Source organism: Nonlabens sp., assembly GCF_051251825.1.
Lineage (GTDB): Bacteria > Bacteroidota > Bacteroidia > Flavobacteriales > Flavobacteriaceae > Nonlabens.
This window is the reverse complement of sequence record NZ_JBPOGG010000004.1, coordinates 29,064-53,242: the sequence shown is the minus strand read 5'-3', so window position 1 is coordinate 53,242 and position 24,179 is coordinate 29,064. Positions and strand designations below refer to the sequence as shown.

The window sequence follows — 24,179 nt, the reverse complement described above, 5'->3', positions numbered from 1 at the left end:
ATCAAAAGCTATAAGTGAGTGATAGTCCAAAGTTACTACCCGACGGCACATGTTCAATATTCATAATGGTAGGTGTAACGCTCAAATTACGATCTACGTTAAAATCATCAAGATGGCCGTCCACGTTTGCATCTATAATTTGTAGAATATAAATTCCTGCAGTTATTAATATCGTTAATTCTTTATTACGTTGGGCTGTTTTTTGAGCACGTTCTAGTCCTAAATCAGATATGATAGGATTACCTGCAGCGTCAGAATAAATATCATTAGTTCCTCCAGCAAGTCGTATTCTAAATGCTTTTCTTAAATCTTGATACTGTCCATCATTGTAAAAGTAAACGGCAACAGCTCCACCTAATGCTCCATAAACAATAGGAACTTTCCAGTACTGTTTATTGTATGCTTGACCTAATCCAGGTAAAATAGCGCTGTAAAAAGCAGCTCGTGCTGGCTTATTTGCATCAAGTGTGGTATTTACAGAGTCGGCAGTAATCAACCTGAGTTCAGAGTTAGGTGGCGCTTGTCCAGCAGCTGTAAAACTTACCAAAATTAATAATATGTAGAATACCGATTTACGCATTCAATTGTTTCATAATACGTTCTAGTTCTTTCTGTGATTTAAAGGCAATCGTTAACTTTCCTTTCCCTTTAGAATCAACCGTGGCGTTAACTTTAGTACCTAGAGTATCAGACAGGTTTTTAGTTGCGGCAACAATTTCTGATGGCAATTTGGTAGTTTTATCCTGCTTTCGCGGAAGCGTATCACCACTTTTCTCAGCCTTTACAATAGCCTCAGTATCTCTTACAGACAGACCTTTTGATAGTATTTGCTGATAAATATCCAATTGTTTATCTAGACTTTCCACAGCAATCAAAGCACGTCCATGTCCCATAGAAATAAAACCGTCGCGCATACCTGTTTGAATGATAGGATCTAGTTTTAGTAAACGTAAATAGTTAGTAATCGCACTACGGCTTTTCCCTACGCGATCACTCATTTGTTCTTGAGTTAAATCGATTTCTTCAATCAATCGCTGGTAGGATAGGGCAATTTCAATAGGATCTAAATCCTGACGCTGGATATTTTCAACAAGCGCCATTTCCAGAGATTCCTGGTCGTTTGCGATACGCACATAAGCTGGAATGGTGTCCATGCCTAATAACTTTGAAGCACGACAACGACGCTCTCCACTTACTAATTCATACTTGCCAAAACCTTTTTTACGAACCGTAATAGGTTGAATAACACCTAGTTCTTTAATGGATGATGCCAGTTCACGCAGATTTTCTTCATTGAAACTAGTACGTGGTTGAAATGGATTCATCTCGATATCATCGAGATTCAAGTCAATAACGTTGCCTACGATCTGGTCGGCATTTTTATCGTTTGCACTATTAATGTCGTTTGATGGATCTTTCAATAAAGCAGAAAGTCCACGACCTAGGGCTTGTTTTTTAGTTGCTTTGGCCATAATTAATTAGAGGCGTTTTTTTGAATCAACTCGTTAGCTAGACTTAGGTAATTTTCAGAACCTTTACTAGCTGCGTCATAGTTGATGATACTTTCACCATAAGATGGTGCTTCACTTAAACGCACATTGCGCTGTATAATTGTTTTAAAAGTAAGTGCTTTAAAATGCTGATTCACTTCTTCAACCACTTGGTTAGAAAGTCGTAAACGACTGTCATACATCGTTAATAATAGACCTTCTATATCTAGTTGGTCATTATGTATTTTCTGCACACTTTTTACAGTATTCAATAATTTACCTAATCCTTCAAGTGCAAAATACTCACACTGGATAGGTATTAAAACAGAATCACTTGCTGTAAGCGCGTTAAGCGTTAATAAACCTAATGATGGAGCACAATCGATGATGATGTAATCATATAGATCTTTTATCTCAGCTACCGCTTTGCGCATCATGTACTCACGTTCATCTTTATCAACTAGTTCAATTTCAATGGCAACCAGATCAATATGCGCCGGTATGATATCCAGGTTAGGCGAGGAAGTTTTTACAATTAAATCTTTTGCAGCAACCGTATGTTCTAAAAGTTGGTAAGTACCATTCTCTACAGATTCCACATCTATTCCTAGACCCGACGTGGCGTTTGCCTGTGGATCTGCATCTATGAGAAGCACCTTTTTTTCAAGTACACCTAGTGATGCCGAAAGATTTACAGCCGTAGTAGTTTTACCTACACCACCTTTTTGGTTAGCAATTGCTATAATTTTACCCATTTAAAATCGAATCAATTTAAGCTGCTAAGGTAAAAATTTACTAGTTAAATTAAGTGCTTTATGATATACTTTATTAACGATAATTGTGTCACCGGTATCATCAATTTGAGCCTGAGAAAAGTAAGTAGGTAAGAGTTGAGAAATTAGAATTTGGTACATCTCCATAAATTGTTCTCGACTGCGCTCGAACTGACATTTGGATATTATATAAGTGTTATCGATTATCATACCTTTGGACTGTGAAAAAGAAACTCTTAATCATTGGTCACACTTGGCCAGAACCGCAAAGCACAGCAGCAGGAACGCGCATGTTGCAATTGATTCAGTTGTTTCAGGATGCAAATTATGTCGTGACCTTTGCAAGTGCTGCTTCCAGAAGTGATTACAGCGTTGCACTTCATGATTACCAAGTCACTGAAAAGTCTATTCTTCTAAACGATAGCAGTTTTGATGTTTGGGTAAAAGAAGAAGCTTTTGATGCTGTGATGTATGACCGTTTTATGGTAGAAGAGCAGTATGGATGGCGCTTCCGCGAAAGCTGCCCTAGCAGCATCAATATCCTCGATACTGAAGATCTTCATTTCTTAAGAGCTGCACGTGAAGTGGCATTAAAGAATAATGACGAAGTAACTGCAAAGCATTTACATAGCAAACAAGCGATGCGGGAAATAGCAAGTATTTATAGATGTGATGTTACCTTAATCATTTCAGAATATGAAATGGAATTGCTTCAAAACCAGTTCCGTGTCCCAGCAGATTTGTTATGTTACTTACCATTTTTAACAGAAACTGAAACACTTCAAAACTTAAAAGCTGCCAACTACAAAAGTTTTCATGATCGGGAACATTTTTCTACCATAGGAAACTTTATCCATAAGCCTAATTATGATGCTGTTCTGTATTTGAAAACTGAAATCTGGCCACTGATTAGAAAACAAATTCCTAAAGCTCAAATGCACGTCTATGGTGCTTATGAAAGCCCAAAAGTATCTCAACTACATAATGAGCAACAAGGTTTTTATATTAAAGGACGAGCAAAGAATGCAAACGAAGTCATCGAGAATAGTAGAGTAGTGCTGGCACCTATTAGATTTGGCGCTGGTTTAAAGGGCAAACTTTTTACAGCCATGGAAACTGGAACTCCATTTATTGGGACTACTGTAGCGACCGAAGGAATACTTCCAAAAATAAAATCAAATGGAAAAATAAATTCTTATGACGCTCCAGCTGATATTGTTGAGCAAGCAGTTAAATTATACCTTAATGAAATAGAGTGGAAGAAATATCAAGAAAGTGGTTTTCAAACACTTCAAAACCGATTTGATATGGCGCTATTTAAGGAAGTATTTATCTCTAGAATAAATGAAATTTCCTGTCAACTAGAAAATCACCGCTTACAGAATTTTATGGGTCAATTGCTTCAACAACAATCTTTTAATAGTACCAAGTATTTTAGTCAGTGGATTGAGAAGAAGAATAAGGAATAGTTACTTATGTGAAGTTCTTCCCTTAAATTTATCATTTTCAAAGACCAAGTAATTACTCATATTAAGAATATCATGATTACCTTTTATACTAGTAATTAGGAACAACTTTTCATTACCATTCACTTGCGGATTATTCCAATCAATTTCTAAATAATTAGGTTGTATTTCTTTAACTTCTTCTATCATTGAGCCTGTTTCTATTTCGTCTGCCCAATGGATAGCATCGTTATAGTAGTCTTTACAACTTATAAAAAAAAATATCGTGAAAACGAGAGAAATTATAGCCTTTGATTTACTCATTGTTTATATTTTTTTCAATAACCAAGTACCATAAAGTATATCTTCTTCAATATGACCATCTACTTCAAATTCCTCTCTCAACGACCATCCGCCGTACATTGAATTAAATTTTTCATCTACAAAACCTAAGTGTTCAATCTCGAGTATTCCGTTTTCAAAAACTAATTCTGAACTTCCTTGTTCCTTTATCCGTGGATATTTAGGATAGGTTTTTACAATAGATAAAACACCATTTTCAGAAAAACCTTTAATTGTAGATTTTAAAGGAACTGCAAACTCTGATTCTTTTTCTTCCATTATTCCAGTAAAACTGTGATTACTTCCTGACAAGCTCACTTCAATTACTACACGTTCACCAAAATGCGGCAACGCATAACCTTCGCCAAATTCATAATAACCTTTCCAATTTCCAATTAAATTCATTACATGTTTTTAATTTCATTTTACATCATCAAACAATCCACATAATCAGTAACCATGTGAAATAACAATCCAATTCCCAAAATGCGAATAGGCTTTTTAAAGCATAACATCGCTACATAAACAATCATCGCATAATAAGTGTGTAAAGGATGAAAGTTGATACTACACCGATTTGCTTGAAAAATAGGTGAGGCGAGAAGATGGTCTAAATCAACTAGCATAGTGGCAAGAAATAGAAGATAGGCCATTTTCCAATCCTTTTTAAAGAACACCAAAGCAATCAATAAAGGAAATCCAAAATGTAAAAAGTAATGGATAAAGGTTCGCATCATTTATCCGTAGGTTTCCATCATTCCTTCAATCGTTTCCCACTCAGGATCTGATTGTAAACTACAGCCGAAGTCCACTAATTTATCTTCACTTTCATACAGTTCGTTAAACTTAGCAAGCGCTTTTTCACGATCTTCAAAGTAAAAGAGCATTTCAATTCCAAAATCTGTTGGAATTCTTGAAATCATATGAGAAACACAAACTTTATTCATCTCTTCAATAAAATATAGCTGTATGTCTTGTTCTGATACGCCATTCATGTCCTCAAACTCGACAGTTAAAACACTCATGGTTTCGCAATACTCTTTATGAGGATAATTTTTATAACCGGTGTTGATCCAGCCAGTACGTGGTTCACCATCAATGGTAACAGCTACAAGAGCTACTTTTTCTTGTGGAAATGCTTTTCCAGCAGCCTTAATTTCTTGCCAAGTCATATCATTTGTGTTTGTTTCAAATCTACTTAATTGAGTAATAAATTAACTTAAGTAGGATGGAAGGCTAGTACTTATTTAAAATAATCTGCTATTCCAGATAGGATGCTTTGAACTGCATAAGCAGCTAGAATTAATCCCATAATTTTACTGATAACGGTGATTCCATAAGTTCCTATTGCTTTTTGAATATTATTGGCTAGTAATAGCGTAACACATGTAAGTCCTATAACCAGTAAAACTAATAAGGTTGTCAGTGCTTGTTGTTCAATAGAATAAATATGATTATCAGTAAGTAATACTACTGCAAGTATAGCACCTGGAGAAGCGATCGATGGAATGGCTACTGGAAAAATAGTCACATGTTTATAATCTGATATTTGACTTTTCTCACTTTCTGGTTTTCCACTACCAAATATCATCGTGAGTGCAAATAAGAATAAAATAACACCACCTGAAATTTGAAACGCATCTAGAGTAATTTCCATTCCTTCAAGAATGATTTGACCTATTACTATAAAAAATAATAAAATAAGAAAGGCAACCACAGATGCTCTTACTGCTACTTTGCGTTTATGAAGCTTATCAAACTCTTTTGTTGCTTCCAGGTAAACGGGAACAGTACCTATAGGATCAATCACTGCAAATAAGAAAAATATAGCGGTTAAAATCTCAGCCATGTTATTGTATTCTTTTAGATTGTGTGGTGAATGAAAGCCCTTGTTGACCTAGCACAGAGGTCATTACTCCTTCAAAAATAGGTTCTGGACAATTTTGCGGCGTTTTCCATTCAAAAATGAAGTTAGATCCAGTTCCTCCAGAAATATCTTTTTCGTCGATTATAATCTCAACAGTTTCTAATGGTGCTAAGTAAATAGACTTATCAAAATACTTTCGTACAGATTTACCGTACGTGTCATAATACTCTGCTTTTAAAACATAAATTGAATCTATGTCACTGGTGTTTCTTAAGCTCACCATACTCGTTAAATTCTGAGTTTTATGCTCTGAAATGCTATACACTTGAGAATAAATAGATAAATATGATTTACCAAACTCTAAAGAATCTTTAGAGCTGATATCTATACTACGTTTGTTCCAGTTTTCAGGATTGATAGAACTGATTTCTTTATTTTCTTGACAACTCAAAAACAAGAAAACCAGTATCAAAGAAAGATATTTATTATTCATCGTGAACCAAATTTAATAGAGATTAAATTTAAGCAATATTATGATAAGCCTCTTGATTTTAAATAATTCAAAAGCCACTTCAAATAGAGAAGTGGCTTTTATAATTAGATATAGTAAAACAATCTATCTATGTCCCACCATATCCTCAGGTTTCACCCATGCATCAAACTCCTCAGAGGTTACATAACCTAGAGCTAATGCAGCTTCTTTAAGTGTTGATCCTTCTTCGTGCGCTTTATTTGCAATCTCAGCTGCTTTATAGTAACCGATCTTCGTATTAAGAGCTGTTACAAGCATTAATGAATTATCAAGCAATGATTTGATTTTAGAATAATTAGGCTCAATACCTACCGCACAATTCTCGTCAAAACTTCTACAAGAATCTCCTATAAGTTGTGCACTTTCTAGTACTGCAGCAGCCATTACTGGCTTAAATACATTGAGTTCAAAGTGACCTTGCATTCCACCTACAGTAACTGTAGTGTCATTACCCATTACACGAGCACAAACCATAGTAATTGCCTCAGCTTGCGTAGGGTTTACTTTTCCTGGCATGATAGAACTTCCTGGCTCGTTTGCTGGAATTATTAATTCGCCTATTCCGCTACGTGGTCCACTTGCTAGCATTCTTATATCATGAGCTATTTTATTTAAAGAAACAGCAATTTGTTTTAAAGCTCCATGAGTTTCTACAAGCGCATCATGTGCAGCAAGTGCTTCAAATTTATTGCCTGCAGTTACAAATGGTAATCCAGTAAATTGAGCAATATATTCAGCCACCTTAACATCATAACCAGCTGGAGTATTTAATCCAGTTCCTACAGCAGTTCCACCTAGAGCAAGCTCGCTCAAGTGATCCATGGTATTGCGTAAAGCTTTCAATCCATGATCTAATTGTGATACATATCCAGAAAACTCTTGACCTATAGTAAGTGGAGTCGCGTCCATTAAGTGTGTACGACCTATTTTAACTACGTCTTTAAAAGCCTCAGCCTTAGCTTGAAGTGTATTTCTTAATTGCTCTACACCAGGAATAGTGTTTTCTACAATCTTTTGATAACAAGCTATGTGCATTCCCGTAGGGAACGTGTCGTTTGAAGATTGAGATTTATTCACATCATCATTAGGCTGAATAGTTTTTTCTCCTTCACCTATAGTCTTTCCTGCTAGTTGATGTGCGCGATTTGCAATCACCTCATTCACGTTCATGTTAGACTGTGTTCCAGAACCAGTTTGCCATATTACTAACGGAAATTGATCATCGTGCTTTCCAGCAAGAATCTCATCACACACCTGTGCAATTAAATCTCTTTTTTCCTCAGCAAGAACACCCAGTTCACAGTTTGTATATGCTGCTGCTTTCTTTAAATAAGCAAAACCATAAACGATTTCTAGAGGCATGCTTCCTGCAGCACCTATTTTAAAATTATTACGAGAACGTTGCGTTTGCGCGCCCCATAATTTATCTGCTGGGACTTCAACTTGCCCCATAGTATCTTTTTCTATACGATATGCCATGATTCCATATTTTCGACAAATATAAGTTTTGAGGCTGTTTTAATTACTCACTTTTAGAAGGCTTTAAGGTTCTTTATTTACACGCTTTCGCGAAAGCGTGATACTACCAACACTTTACTAACAATTACCTGTTAATAAATCCTAGATATCACTTCTTTTTTTTACAGAAAGCGTATATCTTTGCACCAAATACAATTACAATGTTTGAATTTGATCAATACTTAGGATTTTTAGCATTTTTAGGAATATTAACCATAGGATTCTGGTTAATGCTTTTCTTGACTCTTTTTGCAATTCCATACTGGATCACTGGATCTTTAATGGAAAAGATGAAAATGAAGAAAGAAGCTAAGAAAAAAGCACTCGAGGCAGATAACGCTTAATTATCTGATTATCATATATAAAAAGCCGTGTAGATAACCTCTACACGGCTTTTTCATGTTTGAAAACGTCAAACAAATTTTAATTGAATTACATAAAAAAAGTGCCACCGGTTAAGGCAGCACTTTAATTAAAATTATCTATTTCCTATTGATCTTCAGGTAGAAGTACAGCTAGTAAATAATTCTCAGTGATATACTTTTTTGCAGCTGCTTGAACATCAGCCTTGCTTAACTTTGCAACGGCGTTTTCATATTCTAGCATTTTATTTGCATCTCTTTGCTCATAGTCTGCTCTGTACAGTGAATTTAACCAGTATCTGTTACTCTTTAAATTCTCTTTATGTTCCAATAAATAGGCCTCTTTCACTTTATTCATATCCTTATCTGTAGGTCCGTTTTTCTTAATAATTTCAAGTTCATTAAGCGCTGCTGCTACTAATTTATCTACATTATCTGGTCCACATGGGAATGAGATACTAAAGTTATAACTAGGGTAGGAGAGCTTACTCATGTCTCCTCTAGCACCACCACCATAAATTCCACCTTCTTGCTCACGCAAAGTTTCTAGAATTTTAATAGATGCAATTTCTCCTAGTGCTCCTAGAGCCATATCTTCTTTGGCACTGTAAGCTGGTACTTCACCAGTCCATATGATCTGAACGGTACTTTTCTCTTCTAATCCTTTTTTAACTACTTTTTTACGTGGCTTATTGGAGTCTTCTCTCCATTCAGTGGCTTTATACATTTCTTTTTTGCCTGTTGAAGGTAAACTAGCGATGTACTTTTTAGCATAATCTTGGATTTGTGCTTCATCAATATTTCCAACGAAATAGAAGTTAAAGTCTCCTGCGTCTGAGAAGCGTTCTTTAAATAAATTATAAGCTTTATCATAGTCAGCAGCGTCCATCATCTCTGGTGTAGGAAATCCTGAATATCTAGGGTTAGATCCATAACGCATTTCATTTACTTCATTACCAAAATAAGCCTCTGGTCTAGAAAGGTAACTACCTAGAAAAGATTTTTGCTTATCGATGTAAGATTGATATGCTTCTGTGTCTTTATTAATGTCTGTAAAGTATAAATGAACGAGTTGAAACATCGTCTCCAGATCATCTGGAGTTGAACTTCCATTAAAGTTTTCACTAATAGTTCCTACTCTAGGACTCACACGAACCAATTTCCCAGACATAAATTTACTCATGTCGGCTTGATTTAATCCAGCAATTCCACCTTCAGTAACACCACCCATTGCTTGATTTACTGCATTATAATCTGCGTCAGAGAATAAACTAGTTCCTCCATAAGAGTAAGCACTCATTAAAACTTCGTCATTTTTAAAGTCAGTTTTCTTCGTTGTGATTGTTGCTCCATTACTTAATGTATAAGTAGTGGTACCTAATTTATCGTTCTTCTCAGTTTTTGCAATAGCTCCTGCTGCTGGAAGGTTCTCGATTAAGTTTTCACGAACTTCAGTATCTACATAAGCAGCAACTTTACTGTTTGCTACGTCGTCAATCACTTTTAAGATTTGTTCCTTAGTAGGTACAATCTCAGTTTCTGGACCAGTGAAAACAATAGCACGGTTATCATCATGAATGTAATCATCCATTTTTGCATTGATCTCTGCAAGAGTAATAGTAGGCATCAATTTCATAGCCATTTCATAAGAATACTCTGGACTAGGAACTGCATCGCCTTGAAGGAATGAGTTTACATAAGAACCTACAATACGACCACTTTCTCTTTTATCACGATCTTTATAAAAAGACTCAAAATAAGATCTATAAGTAGTTTTTGCTCTTTCTAATTCTGCATCTTGAAAACCGTATAGTTTTACTCTTTGATTTTCTTCAAGTAATGTCTTCAATGCTGTTAACTGACCATCTGGTGCTGTTCCGGCAAATGAAGAATAAGCATTTTTACCTCTTACTCCAAGACCTCCATAATTTGAAGACCCAAAAATAAATGGTGGATTAGGCTTTAATGTAAGCTCTTGTAATCGCTTGTTCATCATTTGAGAAAACAGACCATTAACTAAATCTTCTTTTAACTCAGCAACGGTTGTTGTTGCTGTAGCTGGTTTAGAATCTTTATATTGAATACGAACAGATGCAAAACTAGCCTCAGGATCTTGAGCAATTGCTACTAGAGTTTCTTCGTGATTAGGAATATTATATTCTTCACGTTTTCTAGGATTTTTAGCTGCTGGTATTGCTCCAAAATGCTCTTTAATCTTAGCCTCAAGTGTTGCAACATCAAGATCTCCTACAGCTACAACAGCCATAAGGTCTGGACGGTACCAGTCTTTCTGGAAACGACGTATCGCATTAGGATCAAAATTTTTAATAATGTCATCCTTTCCTATAGGTAATCTTTTTGCATAACGAGAGTTTGCAAATACTACAGGTAAAGTCACCTTATTCATACGGTCACTAGCACCTTTACCAGTACGAGATTCTTCAAGTATGATTCCACGCTCATCATTAATAGACTCATCATCTAGAATTGCGCCACCAGCCCAATCTGATAAGATCATAAAACCCTTTTCAAGCTTTTCTGGATCATCACTAGGGATAGGAAGAATATAAACCGTTTCATCAAAACTGGTGTAAGCATTTAAATCTGCACCGAATTTTACACCTATTCCTTGTAGGTAATCGATAAGATCGTTTTTCTGGAAGTTAGTCGTTCCATTAAAATTCATGTGCTCCATCATGTGAGCAAGACCTTGCTGGTCGTCATCTTCAAGAATGGAACCTGCATTAATAGCAAGTCTTAGTTCTACTTTATCTTCAGGTTTACCATTATTTTGAATATAATAGGTAAGTCCGTTAGATAGTTTTCCTGTTTTAACTGCAGGATCCATAGGGATTTGAGCTGATAAATCAATTCCATCCTTAACTGTAGTTGTAGTCGTGGTGGTCGTTGTGGTAGTAGTTGTTGTTTGATTTGTGGTAGTCGCTTTAGGACCTCCACAAGCAACTACAAGTAAAGAGGCTAGTGCTAGCCAACTTAAAAAGTGTTTTTTCATGATGTTAGTTTTAATTAGTTTGTTTTAAAGTTCTTCTTTTATTAACGTATTCAATCGTTTTGGACAATAAAAGTAAACAATGAAGCTTTGTAGGAAGAGTAATTAATAAATTCTTCACATAAAAAAGCTCATTCTTATTATAAGAATGAGCTTTATAAATAATTATAAATGAATTGGATCAGCCGCCTACACGCTTCACTTTAAATCCTTTTTCTTTTAAAAATTCCATAATACGATCGCGATAATCACCTTGAATAATGATTTCATCGTTTTTAAAACTACCGCCTACACCGAGCATGGTTTTAATCTCTTTGGCGAGTGTTTTAAAATCTGCTGTGGCACCAGTGTAGCCTGCTATTACGGTGTTTACTTTTCCCTTTCGTTTTTCAAACTTGCATTGCAATGGGTCATCTTGTAACCATACGTTGCTTTTCTCGGGTTGTTCTTCTTCTTTAAAATCGTGTTCAGGGAACAAGTTTTTTAATTGATCGCTTAAGTCCAAAATCTTATCTTTTATCTAATTCTTTTTTATTCTATTTTTTCTAAAGTAGTGCCCAATCATTAACCCGATAGCAATACCAACTGCCAGAGAAACTACTCGTCCAACTGAGAACAACTCTTTTAATGCTAACGGCTCTTCTTCAACAACATAATTATTAAATAAATCAGCACTTAATAAACAAACGACAAGAAATAATAAATCTCCCCAAACTGATTTAGTCATAGTTCTATTGTTCTTTTTCTATTTGAGATTTATAATAACTACTTCTTCTAAATAAATGTAGGATTCCTGTCGTTATCGCCACAGCAACACATATGATAATAATTAATCTCAACGTAAATAACTCACTAAGCGGAACTGGATTATCGTCTGTATAGTTAGTCACTATTTGGGTTGCTGTTAATACAAATCCGTAAAAAGCAAAATCTCCTAAAATTGATTTGGTCATGATTTTATTTTATAATTTAATCATGTAGTGAAGTTATGATTATAAACTAAACACCTTACTTTTTAATCAATCCTATCTCTACAAGACGTTGATGCAAGAAATCTCCAGCGGTAATGTCGTCGTATTGTTTTGGGTTGTTTTCATCTACACATTCATCCAGACAGTCCAATTTCATATCGCTACGTGGATGTAAAAAGAATGGAATAGAGTAGCGGCTCGTGTGCCATAATTCTCTAGGTGGATTTACAACTCTGTGAATCGTAGATTTTAATTTATTGTTAGTGTGACGCTGTAACATATCACCTACGTTAATAACCAGTTCGTCTTCTTGAGCAATAGCGTCCAGCCATTCTCCATCACGACGTTGTACTTGTAAACCTGGTGCACTTGCGCCCATTAATAGAGTAATCAAGTTGATATCACCATGAGCACCTGCACGTACAGCATTATCTGGCTCACTTGTAATAGGTGGATAATGAATAGGTCTCAAAATAGAATTCCCGTTACTAGCCCAGTGGTCAAAATAATATTCATCAAGACCTATGTGTAACGCAAGAGCTCTCAAAACATGAATTCCTGTTTTCTCTAGCATGCGATAAGCTTCCATACCTGTTTTATTAAAATCAGGTAATTCTTCAACTACTACATTATCTGGATAGTCTTCGTTAATATTAGCATCTGGAGCAACTTCCTGACCGAAATGCCAGAACTCCTTCAAATCTCCTTCTTTTTTACCTTTTGCATGTTCTTTACCGAAGGAAACATAACCTCGTTGCCCACCTATTTCCACTCGTTCATAACCTTTCTTAGTCTCCACAGGAAGTTTGAAAAACTTCTCAACTTCTCCATAAAGATTCTCGACAAGTTCTTCAGATAGGAAATGGTTCTTTAAAGCTACAAAACCTATTTCTTCATAGGCTTTTCCTATTTCATCTATAAATTTTTGCTTTCTGCTAGGATTATCACTTAGAAAATCTGCTAGGTCAACGCTTGGGATATTAGTCATGATAAAAAATTGTGTTGATAACAAAGTTAGTAAATGCCTCACACTTTTTTGTGCCTTTTGTAGCTATAATAATCGATTATGCTACATTTGATTATCTATTTTACATCATGACTGAAACCAGCCCACAAAATCTGACTGATTTATACAAAAACAATCTTGACAAAGAAACACTAGTTCAATTATACAAGCACATGCTGTTGCCACGTACTATTGAAGATAAAATGCTTATTTTGTTGCGTCAAGGTCGCATCTCAAAATGGTTCTCTGGAATAGGTCAGGAAGCAATCTCAATAGGTGTTACAGCAGCGATGCAAAAAGAAGAGTACATTCTTCCCATGCACCGCAATCTAGGAGTATTTACTACTCGAGAAATACCGCTGTGGAAATTATTTGCTCAATGGCAAGGTAAAGAAGAAGGATTTACAAAAGGTAGAGATCGTAGTTTCCATTTCGGTACTCAAGATTATAATATCGTGGGAATGATTTCTCATCTAGGACCACAATTAGGTGTGGCAGATGGGATCGCACTTGCTCAAAAATTAAAAAACACAGGTCGCGCCACTGCAGTATTTACTGGAGAAGGCGGAACGAGCGAAGGTGATTTCCATGAGGCGCTGAATGTAGCCAGTGTGTGGAATTTACCAGTCCTATTTTGTATTGAAAATAATGGATATGGATTGAGTACACCTACCAGTGAGCAGTATAATTGTGAAAATCTCGCAGATCGCGCACTAGGTTATGGTATGGAATCACACATTATTGATGGTAATAATATTGTTGAAGTTTACACAAAAGTATCGGCGATATTGAATGAAATGCGTGAGAATCCTAAACCCGTTTTAATTGAGTTTAAAACTTTTAGAAGACGTGGACATGAAGAGGCGAGTGGTACTAAGTACGTCCCAGAGGATTTAATGGAATACTGGGAACAGCGCGATCCATTGACTCGTTTTGAACAATATCTTTTGGATGAAAAGCACATTACTAGCGAGCAAATTGAAATGTGGACCACTGAGTTTAAAGAAGCTATAAATGATGGTCTTGAAACCGCTTCCGCGAAAGCGTTACCTCAATCATCACCCGAGCAAGAACTAGCAGACGTGTTTGCTCCACACGAGTTTGTGGAAGTTCCCGCAAGCAAAGAAACGACTAACATAAGACTAATAGATTCCATAAAAGATGGGCTCGATGAAGCGATGGAACGTTATGATGATCTAGTCATTATGGGGCAAGACGTTGCAGAATATGGTGGAGTTTTTAAAATTACCGATGGATTTGTAGAAAAATATGGAAACGATAGAGTGCGTAATACGCCTATTTGTGAAAGTGCTATCGTGGAAACAGGAATGGGATTAAGCATTGCTGGAATGAAAGCCGTGGTGGAAATGCAGTTTGCAGATTTTGTAAGTAGTGGTTTCAACCCGATTGTTAATTACCTAGCAAAATCATATTATCGCTGGAGTCAAACCGCCGATGTAGTCGTGAGAATGCCATGTGGTGCTGGAGTAGGAGCTGGACCGTTCCATTCACAGACTAATGAATCTTGGTTTTATACCATTCCTGGACTTAAAATAGTCTATCCTGCTTTCCCTGCAGATGCTAAGGGATTACTCACGGCATCCATAGAAGATCCTAATCCTGTATTATTCTTTGAACACAAAGCACTTTATCGCAGTATATATGGAGATGTTCCCGTAGGATATTATAACATTCCATTAGGGAAAGCGGCTACAATTAGAACTGGAAATGATCTGTCAATTATTACTTATGGAGCTGGAGTGCACTGGGCAATGCAATTAATCGACGAAATGCACTATGATATTGACCTTATTGACCTACGTAGTTTAGTACCACTTGATAAGGATAGTATAGTTGCTTCTGTACGCAAAACTAATAAGGTGATTGTTTTAACCGAAGATAACTTAACAGGAAGCGTAGCAGCGGATATTGCTGGCTTTATAGGTGAAACTTGCTTTGAATTTCTAGACGCTCCTGTAAGAAGAATAGGTAGTATAGATACACCTATCCCATTTGAAAAAGGACTCGAAAACAGCTATCTTCCAGTGGATAAACTGAAAGATTGTGTAAAAGAATTATTAAATTATTAAGAATTAATTTGTAAGAATTAATAAATTTGAGTTCCCCTATATCACTATTTAAACTTTAAAATGAAATTATTAGGAGTTCTTAATGAATTACACAACTTCCGTTATGCGTTGTGGATTTTAACTATTCTATTTACTTTCCTTGTGGCTTTTGGTCCTAGTGAAGGCTCTTTAGGGATGACGGGAAGAATATTATTAGGTCTTTTTGCCTTTTTATTAGGTTTGTATTTATTACTTAAATACAATTACAAGCGTAACAAAAGGAGAGAAGCTGATAAGTTGAATTCAAACAATTAATTAACTATTACATTCTAGTGTGAAAGTTCTTACCTTTAACAGGTGGAAAAGAATTATGACATTATTATTGCTGGTGGTGGACTTGCTGGTCTAGTCGCTGCTATACAACTATCACAAACTTTTCAAGTTCTAGTCATCGATCCAGATGACTATCCACGACACAAGATGTGTGGAGAGTATTTAAGTCTAGAAGTCAATCCTTTTCTAACGTCGCTAGGAATTAACTTAGAAGAACTATCCCAAGTTAATATTAATAGATTTTCTTTTTCACGAGGTTCAAAAAGTATAGAAACTACTCAACTACCTCTAGGCGGCAAAGGAATTTCAAGACATTTATTAGATTATGAGTTATTTAAAATAGCCAGTTTAAAAGCTACTTTTTTCAAAGAACGTGTTAGTGATGTAAATTACATCAATGATATTTTTCAAGTGGTTGCAGGAGATACTGTTTACCAAGCTAAACAAGTTCTCATTGCAACGGGAAAACGCTCTATACTCGATAAAAAACTAGACCGTTCATTTATCAAGAAAAAGTCGCCATGGCTAGCCGTGAAAATGCATTACGATTATGATATGTCCAGTGACCTCGTAGAACTCCATGCCTTTAATGGTGGTTATGCCGGTTTATCGCAAGTAGAAAATGGCAAAGTGAATTTGTGCTATCTAGCAAACTATGATTCTTTCAAGAAGCATAAAGACATCGACGTATTTAATGATGAAGTACTCTGTAAGAACGATGCACTCAAACAATTTTTTGCGACCGCAATTCCCGCATGGGAAAAACCTATTACTATTTCTCAAATATCATTTGAACAAAAAGAACCTGTTGAAGGCAAGTTGATTATGATAGGCGACACAGCTGGATTAATCCATCCTTTATGCGGTAATGGTATGGCAATGGCTATTCACAGCGCACATATCGCTTCTCAACATGTGACTCAATACCTCAATAAAAAGATCACAAGAGATCAAATGCTTATTAATTATAGTACAGAATGGAAATCTACATTCAAGTCAAGATTGCGCTATGGTAGATGGCTACAACGTATTTTATTGAAAGAAAACTATACAAATATCGCCTATACACTTCTAGAACGACTTCCATATCTTCTACCCATAATTATTAAAAAAACCCATGGTCAATCCATCAAACCATGATATATAAGGACCAACATAGAAATTCAGATCCGGAATGGATGGATGACCCTAATCTTGATGCGGTCGTTTTGCAACATGCGGTGGATGATATTAATAAGATCAATAAATGGCTGGGCGGTTTTAAGTTCACGTTAAACGCTGTTGAAAAGCAATTACTTGATATAAAAAAAGAATCAATAACTATTGTAGATGCTGGTTGTGGTGACGGCGCTATGCTTCGGTATCTAGAAAACCACATTACAGATTCAAGAGTACAGTTTCTAGGACTAGACTTCAGTGCAAAATCTATTGCAGCAGCTCGATTGAAAAGTGCAGGCTTGGATAGAATACGCTTTCGCGAAAGCGATATTCTTAAAATCGATCCAGCCGATATTTCCTGTGATATATTAACGAGCACACTGACCATGCATCACTTTAATGATAATGAGATTGTTAGCTTTCTAAAGAAATTTAAAGAAATTACGACTCACTCTATAATTATCAATGATTTACATAGAAGTAAGATGGCTTACCACCTTTTTCAACTGGTATGTCTTATTTTTATAAAGAATGAAATTTCAAAACACGATGGTTTAATCTCTATCGCAAGTGGTTTTAAACGTGCAGACTTTAAGAAGTATGCTCAATTAGTCCCTTTTAAAAATGACCAGGTTCAATGGAAGTGGTCGTTCCGTTTTATATGGTTAATTCCTGTTTATGAGTGTAAAAATTAAAGCAGTTGCCACGCAATTGCCTAAGTATTATAAAGAAACGAAAGAGATCTTGCCGTTTGTAGAAACATGGCTCGCTGATCAAGATGAGCGTTTACGTCGCAAAACCATCAAGATTTTTGAAGGTGCCGCTGTAGATAAGCGTTATTCCATCATGGATCCGATTGAAGTATTTACTAAAACCTCTTTTCAAGATCGCAATGCAATTTATAAACGAGAAGTCGTTCCGCTGGCAGAGAAAGCGGTAGGCAAAGCACTTGAAAAAGCAAACTGGCAAGCTACAGATCTAGATTATATCATCACTGTAAGTTGTACCGGAATTATGATTCCGTCTATAGATGCTTATTTAATCAATAGTATGGGAATGCGACAGGATATTTATAGACTGCCTGTGACTGAAATGGGTTGTGTCGCAGGAGTATCTGGTTTAATCTATGCGCAACAATTCCTAACCGCAAATCCTGGTAAAAAAGCTGCAGTTATAGCGATAGAAGCTCCAACAGCTACTTTTCAGCTCGAAGATTATTCCATGGCAAATATGGTGAGTGCAGCTATTTTTGGGGATGGATGTGCTTGTGTATTACTTTCTTCTCATGAAGATGATGATGGACCAGAAATGAAAGCACACGAGATGTACCATTTTCCAGATGCTACTCATATGATGGGATTTGACCTCGTAAATAGCGGACTTCAAATGGTACTCGATAAAGCTGTTCCAGAAACTATTGCAACCCATTTTCCTGCGATTATCCATCCGTTTTTAGAGAAACAAGGACTTTCTATTGAAGACATAGATCACTTGATATTTCATCCTGGAGGAAAAAAAATTGTGCAAACTGTTGAAAATCTGTTTGCAGGACTAGGCAAAAATATAGATGATACTAAAGAAGTTTTACGACTTTATGGAAATATGAGTAGTGCTACGGTGTTATTTGTATTGGAACGTTTTATGAATCAAAATGTGCGACCAGGAGAACGCGGATTAATGCTGAGCTTCGGACCTGGATTTACAGCACAACGTATATTATTAGAATGGTAAGAGAATTTGAAGGGCATTATGGTATTATTTTAGGCGGTAGCAGTGGTCTAGGCTATGCTAGTGCTTTAAAATTAGCTGAGCATGGTATGAACTTAATAATTCTCTATCGAGCGTCCAGAATGCAAATGAATGAGATTCAAACACGATTTGATGCTATCAGAAAACATAATGTAGAATTACTCACCATTAATGCCGACGCTACACGAGAAGACCAATTTGAAAAAGTAATGCCTCAAATTAAGAGTTTTATTAATGAAAATTCTATTTATCTCTTGTTGCATAGTATTTCTAAGGGTAATTTAAAGCCCATGACTGGCGATGAAATTTTATCAACTAGTGATTTTCAACAAACGATTCACTCTATGGGAATAAGCCTATACAGTTGGGTTTCTCAGTTGTTTCAAGAAGACATGTTTGCGCAACCGGCAAGAATTATTAGTTTCACTAGTGAAGGTAACACCAGACCTATGAAAGGCTATGCCGCAGTAAGTGCCGCCAAAGCAACACTTGAAGCAATCAACAGAAATATAGCTATAGAATTTGCTAGTGCGCAAATCACGGCAAACTGTATTCAAGCTGGTGTAACTGATACGAGCAGTTTACAACGCATTCCCATGTATGAAGAACTGAAAAAAGAAACTCTTAAACGTAACCCAAACAAGCGATTAACCATACCAGAAGATATTGCAAATTCTGTTTATTTACTGGCGCGCAAGGAATCACAATGGATTACAGGAAATGTTATTAAAGTTGACGGTGGAGAATCGTTGCAATAAATTGTCTTTAAAGTATTTAAAGGCGTTAATATAAAGTATAACTTAAGTGTATGTTGTTAGATGAATTTGATAAAATAGTAGCAAATCTACCTTATGGAGATGGCTTCAAATTTGTAGATCAAATTTTAGAAATGGATGAGGAGCACGTTATTGGTGTATATCGCTTTCGCGAAAGCGAGTACTTCTATAAACATCATTTTTTAAACAATCCTATCACGCCTGGAGTGATACTTATAGAATGTATGGCACAAATAGGCTTGGCTTGTTTAGGATCTTATTTGATGAGAGCAGATAAAAGTGCTTTAAACTTTGTGTTTACAGAGAACCACATTGTCTTCAATAATACTGTGAGGCCCAAAACAGCGGTGATCGTTAGTGCTAGGAAGGAATATTTCCGTTTTGGGAAATTAAAATGTCTAGTTCAAATGGTTGATGAAAACGAGCAAAAAATTGCAGAAGGTTGGGTGAGCGGAATGATTGTAAGCGACAACAAAATTACATAGCTATGAACAAATCTTCCTTAAAAAGAGTAGTCGTGACAGGAATGGGCGTTGTGGCACCTAATGCAACTAACCTTGCCGACTTTTATAATGCTTTAAAAACTGGAAAAAGCGGTTTGAGATACGACCAGCAGCTTGCTGACTTACAATTCGGTTGTCATGTATCTGGAACACCACAACTTACTGAGGAACAAGTAGCTGACTACTTTACACCTTTACAATTGCGAGGTTTGAAAGCCACAGGTTTAGTGTATGGAGTGATAGCAGGAAAAGATGCTTTCCGTGATGCAGGATTAGAAATAGCAGGTAAAGAAAATGCGCTTGCCGATTTTGGAATCATTATGGGAACTGGTCAGAGTGGTGGCGAGAAATTTAGAGAAGCAATCCATTTAATAGATGATGGACGCGTGCGCAGATTAGGAAGCACCAGCGTAATTCAAACCATGACTAGTGGTATAAGTGCGTGGCTTAGCGGAGAATTAGGAGCCGGGAATTTAGTAACCAGTAACTCAAGTGCTTGCTGTACAGGAACTGAGGCTTTTATTATGGGTTATGAGCGTATCGCTTATGGAAAAGCAAAGCAAATGCTTGTAGGATCCACCAGTGATTCTGGACCTTACATTTGGGGCGGATTTGACGCAATGCGTATTCTACCAACTAGCTATAACGATCAACCAGAAAATGCCAGCCGTCCGTTTTCTAACGACGCGGCAGGATTTATTCCAGGAAGTGGAGCAGGAGCTATAGTTCTAGAAGAGCTAGAAAGTGCACTAGAACGCGGTGCAACTATTTATGGAGAAGTTATAGGTGGCGCATTAAATTCTGGAGGACATCGTGCCGATGGAAGCATGACAGCACCTAATGGTACAGCGGTTCAACGTTGTATCAAACAAGCTTTAAGTGACGCAAAAATTGAAGAAAATGATGTCCAAGCTATAAATGGTCACGTTACTGCTACAGGAAAAGATGCTTATGAAGTTGCAAATTGGGTAAAGGCACTGGAATTAAAAGAATCTAAACCTTATTTAAACAGTTTTAAATCTTCTATTGGACATTGCCTCGCTGCAGCTGGAAGCATAGAATTAGTGGGCAGTTTGCTACAGTTAAAATACCAAGAAGTGTTTGCAAATCAAAACATTACAGATCTACATCCAGAAATTAAAGAGCTGTATGATCTAGATAAAATACCAACAGCAACTGTTTCTACAAACATAGATGTTCTTATAAAAGCTAGTTTTGGTTTTGGCGATGTGAATGCTGCGGTGGTTTTAAAACGCTATGACTAATGGATTACTACTTAGATATTTATGAATGGCTCAATGTTGCGAGGCGCGTCATTGAATTTGATATAATTGTGGGTTTTTTAGTTTGGAGTTGGATGTATTTCAGTTTCTTACCTCTTTTCAAGAAAAAGGAAGTCCCTAGAAGTATTGATTTAAAGGCCTGCAATACAATTGTTTATATAGGGTTTTTATATTTTATCGTTCATGTAATTCAACTGATATTATCTATTAAAATTAATAATAATTGGTTCACTAATGAACTTTCAGGAGCTTATAAGATCCTGTTTTTTGCATCTCCTATATTCTGTTTTGCAGTGACTCAAATGTATCGATGGAAGCATTTTAGAACATATTTCATCTACAGATTAGTTCCCGTTTTAGTTTTTACTCTGGGAATAGAAAAATTTGTTTTGTTCACGGTCATGTTCCATAGGGATTTTATGCCACCTGAAGTTTTGATGGATTTTCCGTGGATTGATGTGGTTTTAGGTTTAGGCGGTAAGCTTTTACTATTTATGGGACTTACTTTGTTTATCACTATGTTGCAGTATTGCTTTAATTATTTGAAAAACGTCTATGAAAAAAGAAGAAATACAACAGAAATTACATGATATCGTTAAGGTGTACTTACCTCAAGATGTGGATGCCGCACGTATAAAACCTGATAGTCATCTCATGCAAGATTTAGGCATCAACAGCGCACATTTAGTGGATATAGCGCTAGATGTAGAGGACGCTTTTGACATTACACTCGATGAAAAAGATATGGAAGCGATGCAAACGGTCTCACAATCGGTAGAAATCGTGGTTAGTAAACTAGAATCTTAATACTTTGTTATTAATGTATTCATAACCTTAAAAGCTTATTAAAATTGTAATAATACTATCTGAATTACTCGATTCAAACTACTTTTCTTATCTAAATTGAAAATAAAAAAATGAGTAATTCAACTAATCAACTTTTAAAAGAAACTCCAAACGATCATCCTATAATAGATGTCATTAAAAATAGGTGGAGTCCCAGAGCTTTTACAGACATGCCAGTATCACAAACGGACTTACAGTCTTTATTTGAAGCGGGAAGATGGGCAGCGAGTAGTAATAATTTTCAACCTTGGAATTTTGTTTGGGGAATTAAAGGAAGTGAAACTTATGATCGTATCATGAAGCATCTTGCAGAATTTAATCAATCATGGGCAAAAAACGCTCCGGTTTTGATGTTAGGAGTTATTGATACTAAAACGCCAGACGGTAAGGATAATTATCATGCATTACATGATCTAGGTCAGTTTAGTGCAAATATGGCTTTACAGGCTCATTCTATGGGAATAGCAGTGCACCAAATGGCTGGAGTAGATTTTGAAGCTTCAAAAAAGGAATTTGAATTTCCTGAACAATTTCATGTCGCAACAGCAATTGCAGTAGGCTATTACAGTAATGACTTGGAGCAATTACCAGATGATTTACAAAGCGAAGAAACTAAAAAGCGTGAACGTAAAAAACAAAACGAATTTCTATTTAATGGAAGCTATATTCATAGAGAAGAACTTTAATTGATAAATAGTTTTATAATAAAAAAAGGCTTTAGTTGAACTAAAGCCTTTTTTTTATGCTGATTGAGCAGCGCTATTCTGAATTAAAAATCTCTTAACTTCTTCTATAACTGATATAGCAGAGTGCTTAAATCTTCCTTTTTGTGCTCTGAATAAAACCTTGCGTTGATCCATTAGGATGGTAGCTACTATTTCTTCTTTGGTTCTTAATTTTTCATCTATCGTTAACTTAAACTCAACTAATATTAATGTTATAGAATCATTTAAAAACGCCGATAACTCATTATTAAAAATCGATTCTAAACGTTGCTTCTGTTGCGTGTGTTTGTAATTGAATGTGATCATCTTAAGAGTATTTAAGATAGATACGTAAAACTTTAAGTACTTAGTTTTCAATAAAATGTTAAAGTTTCTTTTCGGTATTTAGAGCCTCAGTAGTGTTTGATTCCTTGCTTGGAAAATATTTAGATAGAAGAGCTCCTACCATTAAAGCAATAAAAATGAATCCAAGTGAAACCCATTCAGGAAAGACATAATGATGAACTAATAGCATTTTTATACCTACAAAAGTGAGAATAGCAATTAAACTGAAATGGATATATTGAAATTTATCTAATAGGTTGGACAGAAAGAAGTACATACTACGTAAGCCTATTATCGCCATGATATTACTTGAGAAAACTAAAAAAGGATCTGAAGTAATGGCGAGAATGGCTGGTATAGAATCTAGAGCAAAAAGAACATCTGTTAATTCAATGACCACTAAAGCAAGAAACAATGGAGTAGCGATACGTTTCCCCATTTTTTTTATAAATAATTGCTGGCCTTCTATGCGATCTGTGACAGGAAACCATTTTCTAGCCAATTTATAAATAGAGGAGTTTTTAGGGTCAAATTCTTCATCATTACTGGTGAGCATTTTAAACGCTGTGTAAAGTAAAAAAGCTCCAAAAACATAGGTCATCCAGGATACCTGATGAATCAAAGCAACTCCAAAGAATATCATTATGGCTCTAAAAACTAGTGCACCTACAATTCCCCAAAACAGCACACGATGCTGATATTTTTGCTGTATTGCAAACGATTTAAAAATAATCGCAATCACAAAGATATTATCGATACTTAAAGATAATTCAATGAGATAACCCGTAAGATACTTTAGAGATGCCTTACCAGAAGATAGGTTCTCAGGATTTGCAACTAGCTCACCTGAATAGATAAAGTAAATAGCGCCCGTAAAAGCAAGTGCTATAGAAACCCATAATGCTGTAAACTTAGTAGCCTCTTTAGTTGATATCACATGAGCATTTCTATTAAAAACTAGTAAATCTAGAGCTAGAAACACCATAACAAGAGCAACAAAGGAAATCCATATAATCATAACCGATTCAAATAAAGTATTACAAACAAAAGGCTTTGATTCATAAAAATCAAAGCCTTTAATTAATTTAAAAAAAAAG

General features: G+C 35.8%; 30 protein-coding genes. 13 read left to right on the top strand and 17 right to left on the bottom strand.

Annotated features, from left to right (window positions below):
* Position 1: 1 nt before the first annotated feature.
* The 3 genes from ACSHWW_RS06600 to ACSHWW_RS06590 are packed head-to-tail and all read right to left on the bottom strand — an operon-like array spanning position 2 to position 2,245.
* A complete protein-coding gene (locus ACSHWW_RS06600; protein ID WP_435681639.1) occupies positions 2-580 on the bottom strand; it encodes a DUF5683 domain-containing protein in 579 nt (192 codons plus the stop codon).
* Positions 573-1,472 carry a ParB/RepB/Spo0J family partition protein gene (locus ACSHWW_RS06595; RefSeq protein ID WP_435681638.1) on the bottom strand — a complete coding sequence of 300 codons (900 nt, stop codon included), beginning with the start codon at positions 1,470-1,472 and terminating at the stop codon, positions 573-575. Before ACSHWW_RS06595 ends, ACSHWW_RS06600 begins: the two co-directional genes overlap by 8 nt.
* A 2-nt stretch (positions 1,473-1,474) precedes the next feature.
* Complete coding sequence (locus ACSHWW_RS06590) at positions 1,475-2,245, bottom strand: ParA family protein (protein ID WP_435681637.1); 771 nt, start codon at positions 2,243-2,245, stop codon at positions 1,475-1,477.
* A 239-nt stretch (positions 2,246-2,484) separates the two neighbouring features.
* On the opposite strand from ACSHWW_RS06590, the gene ACSHWW_RS06585 reads away from it, so the two are divergent.
* Entirely contained in the window at positions 2,485-3,732 is a 1,248-nt protein-coding gene (locus ACSHWW_RS06585; protein ID WP_435681636.1) for a glycosyltransferase, read from the top strand.
* Here the strand turns inward: ACSHWW_RS06585 and ACSHWW_RS06580 are convergent, their stop codons facing one another.
* From ACSHWW_RS06580 to fumC, 7 genes are all read right to left on the bottom strand, one after another.
* Positions 3,733-4,032 (bottom strand): hypothetical protein, encoded by a 300-nt coding sequence (locus tag ACSHWW_RS06580; RefSeq protein WP_435681635.1) that lies wholly within the window; start codon positions 4,030-4,032, stop codon positions 3,733-3,735.
* 3 nt (positions 4,033-4,035) lie between these two features.
* Positions 4,036-4,455 carry a hypothetical protein gene (locus ACSHWW_RS06575; RefSeq protein WP_435681634.1) on the bottom strand — a complete coding sequence of 140 codons (420 nt, stop codon included), beginning with the start codon at positions 4,453-4,455 and terminating at the stop codon, positions 4,036-4,038.
* A 20-nt stretch (positions 4,456-4,475) separates the two neighbouring features.
* A complete protein-coding gene (locus ACSHWW_RS06570; RefSeq protein WP_435681633.1) occupies positions 4,476-4,787 on the bottom strand; it encodes a DUF6122 family protein in 312 nt (103 codons plus the stop codon).
* Complete coding sequence (locus tag ACSHWW_RS06565; protein WP_435681632.1) at positions 4,788-5,222, bottom strand: hypothetical protein; 435 nt, start codon at positions 5,220-5,222, stop codon at positions 4,788-4,790. It abuts the gene before it with no gap.
* A gap of 71 nt (positions 5,223-5,293) precedes the next feature.
* Positions 5,294-5,899 (bottom strand): MarC family protein, encoded by a 606-nt coding sequence (locus ACSHWW_RS06560; protein WP_435681631.1) that lies wholly within the window; start codon positions 5,897-5,899, stop codon positions 5,294-5,296.
* A gap of 1 nt (position 5,900) precedes the next feature.
* A complete protein-coding gene (locus ACSHWW_RS06555) occupies positions 5,901-6,410 on the bottom strand; it encodes a DUF3124 domain-containing protein (RefSeq protein ID WP_435681630.1) in 510 nt (169 codons plus the stop codon).
* 123 nt (positions 6,411-6,533) lie between these two features.
* Positions 6,534-7,928 carry a class II fumarate hydratase gene (gene fumC, locus ACSHWW_RS06550; protein ID WP_435681629.1) on the bottom strand — a complete coding sequence of 465 codons (1,395 nt, stop codon included), beginning with the start codon at positions 7,926-7,928 and terminating at the stop codon, positions 6,534-6,536.
* 200 nt (positions 7,929-8,128) lie between these two features.
* On the opposite strand from fumC, the gene ACSHWW_RS06545 reads away from it, so the two are divergent.
* Positions 8,129-8,311: a hypothetical protein gene (locus ACSHWW_RS06545; protein WP_435681628.1), complete on the top strand. Its 183-nt coding sequence runs from the start codon at positions 8,129-8,131 to the stop codon at positions 8,309-8,311.
* Positions 8,312-8,456: 145 nt separating this feature from the next.
* Here the strand turns inward: ACSHWW_RS06545 and ACSHWW_RS06540 are convergent, their stop codons facing one another.
* The 5 genes from ACSHWW_RS06540 to ACSHWW_RS06520 all read right to left on the bottom strand — a co-directional run bounded on the left by ACSHWW_RS06540 (position 8,457) and on the right by ACSHWW_RS06520 (position 13,298).
* Complete coding sequence (locus ACSHWW_RS06540) at positions 8,457-11,342, bottom strand: M16 family metallopeptidase (RefSeq protein ID WP_435681627.1); 2,886 nt, start codon at positions 11,340-11,342, stop codon at positions 8,457-8,459.
* Positions 11,343-11,520: 178 nt separating this feature from the next.
* The gene (locus ACSHWW_RS06535) at positions 11,521-11,844 is read right to left on the bottom strand and encodes a translation initiation factor (RefSeq protein WP_435681626.1); all 324 of its coding nucleotides are present in this window, start codon (positions 11,842-11,844) and stop codon (positions 11,521-11,523) included.
* 15 nt (positions 11,845-11,859) lie between these two features.
* Entirely contained in the window at positions 11,860-12,066 is a 207-nt protein-coding gene (locus ACSHWW_RS06530) for a hypothetical protein (RefSeq protein WP_435681625.1), read from the bottom strand.
* A 4-nt stretch (positions 12,067-12,070) separates the two neighbouring features.
* A complete protein-coding gene (locus tag ACSHWW_RS06525) occupies positions 12,071-12,292 on the bottom strand; it encodes a hypothetical protein (protein WP_435681624.1) in 222 nt (73 codons plus the stop codon).
* A 55-nt stretch (positions 12,293-12,347) separates the two neighbouring features.
* Positions 12,348-13,298 (bottom strand): isopenicillin N synthase family dioxygenase, encoded by a 951-nt coding sequence (locus ACSHWW_RS06520; RefSeq protein ID WP_435681623.1) that lies wholly within the window; start codon positions 13,296-13,298, stop codon positions 12,348-12,350.
* Between the two features lie 107 nt (positions 13,299-13,405).
* Here ACSHWW_RS06520 and ACSHWW_RS06515 point away from each other — a divergent pair, with 107 nt between their 5' ends.
* The 11 genes from ACSHWW_RS06515 (at position 13,406) to ACSHWW_RS06465 (ending at position 22,719) form a co-directional block, all read left to right on the top strand.
* The gene (locus ACSHWW_RS06515; RefSeq protein ID WP_435681835.1) at positions 13,406-15,406 is read left to right on the top strand and encodes an alpha-ketoacid dehydrogenase subunit alpha/beta; all 2,001 of its coding nucleotides are present in this window, start codon (positions 13,406-13,408) and stop codon (positions 15,404-15,406) included.
* A 60-nt stretch (positions 15,407-15,466) separates the two neighbouring features.
* The gene (locus ACSHWW_RS06510; protein WP_435681622.1) at positions 15,467-15,700 is read left to right on the top strand and encodes a hypothetical protein; all 234 of its coding nucleotides are present in this window, start codon (positions 15,467-15,469) and stop codon (positions 15,698-15,700) included.
* A 42-nt stretch (positions 15,701-15,742) separates the two neighbouring features.
* Entirely contained in the window at positions 15,743-16,858 is a 1,116-nt protein-coding gene (locus ACSHWW_RS06505; protein WP_435681621.1) for an NAD(P)/FAD-dependent oxidoreductase, read from the top strand.
* The gene (locus ACSHWW_RS06500; RefSeq protein ID WP_435681620.1) at positions 16,855-17,571 is read left to right on the top strand and encodes a methyltransferase domain-containing protein; all 717 of its coding nucleotides are present in this window, start codon (positions 16,855-16,857) and stop codon (positions 17,569-17,571) included. Before ACSHWW_RS06505 ends, ACSHWW_RS06500 begins: the two co-directional genes overlap by 4 nt.
* Positions 17,555-18,607 (top strand): type III polyketide synthase, encoded by a 1,053-nt coding sequence (locus ACSHWW_RS06495; RefSeq protein ID WP_435681619.1) that lies wholly within the window; start codon positions 17,555-17,557, stop codon positions 18,605-18,607. The genes ACSHWW_RS06500 and ACSHWW_RS06495 overlap by 17 nt, the downstream gene beginning before the upstream one ends.
* A complete protein-coding gene (locus ACSHWW_RS06490; RefSeq protein WP_435681618.1) occupies positions 18,601-19,383 on the top strand; it encodes an SDR family oxidoreductase in 783 nt (260 codons plus the stop codon). Before ACSHWW_RS06495 ends, ACSHWW_RS06490 begins: the two co-directional genes overlap by 7 nt.
* A 50-nt stretch (positions 19,384-19,433) precedes the next feature.
* Positions 19,434-19,886: a 3-hydroxyacyl-ACP dehydratase FabZ family protein gene (locus tag ACSHWW_RS06485; protein WP_435681617.1), complete on the top strand. Its 453-nt coding sequence runs from the start codon at positions 19,434-19,436 to the stop codon at positions 19,884-19,886.
* Positions 19,887-19,888: 2 nt separating this feature from the next.
* Positions 19,889-21,169: a beta-ketoacyl-[acyl-carrier-protein] synthase family protein gene (locus ACSHWW_RS06480; RefSeq protein ID WP_435681616.1), complete on the top strand. Its 1,281-nt coding sequence runs from the start codon at positions 19,889-19,891 to the stop codon at positions 21,167-21,169.
* A complete protein-coding gene (locus ACSHWW_RS06475; RefSeq protein ID WP_435681615.1) occupies positions 21,169-21,777 on the top strand; it encodes a hypothetical protein in 609 nt (202 codons plus the stop codon). The genes ACSHWW_RS06480 and ACSHWW_RS06475 overlap by 1 nt, the downstream gene beginning before the upstream one ends.
* Complete coding sequence (locus ACSHWW_RS06470) at positions 21,743-21,994, top strand: acyl carrier protein (RefSeq protein ID WP_435681614.1); 252 nt, start codon at positions 21,743-21,745, stop codon at positions 21,992-21,994. Before ACSHWW_RS06475 ends, ACSHWW_RS06470 begins: the two co-directional genes overlap by 35 nt.
* Positions 21,995-22,104: 110 nt before the next feature.
* A complete protein-coding gene (locus ACSHWW_RS06465; protein ID WP_435681613.1) occupies positions 22,105-22,719 on the top strand; it encodes a nitroreductase family protein in 615 nt (204 codons plus the stop codon).
* Positions 22,720-22,773: 54 nt separating this feature from the next.
* Here ACSHWW_RS06465 and ACSHWW_RS06460 read toward each other — a convergent pair whose 3' ends face one another.
* Together ACSHWW_RS06460 and ACSHWW_RS06455 are read right to left on the bottom strand one after the other, a co-directional pair.
* Positions 22,774-23,064: a hypothetical protein gene (locus tag ACSHWW_RS06460; protein WP_435681612.1), complete on the bottom strand. Its 291-nt coding sequence runs from the start codon at positions 23,062-23,064 to the stop codon at positions 22,774-22,776.
* Between the two features lie 58 nt (positions 23,065-23,122).
* On the bottom strand, positions 23,123-24,100 hold the full coding sequence (locus ACSHWW_RS06455; RefSeq protein ID WP_435681611.1) for a TerC family protein: 978 nt from the start codon (positions 24,098-24,100) through the stop codon (positions 23,123-23,125).
* Between the last annotated feature and the right edge of the window lie 79 nt (positions 24,101-24,179).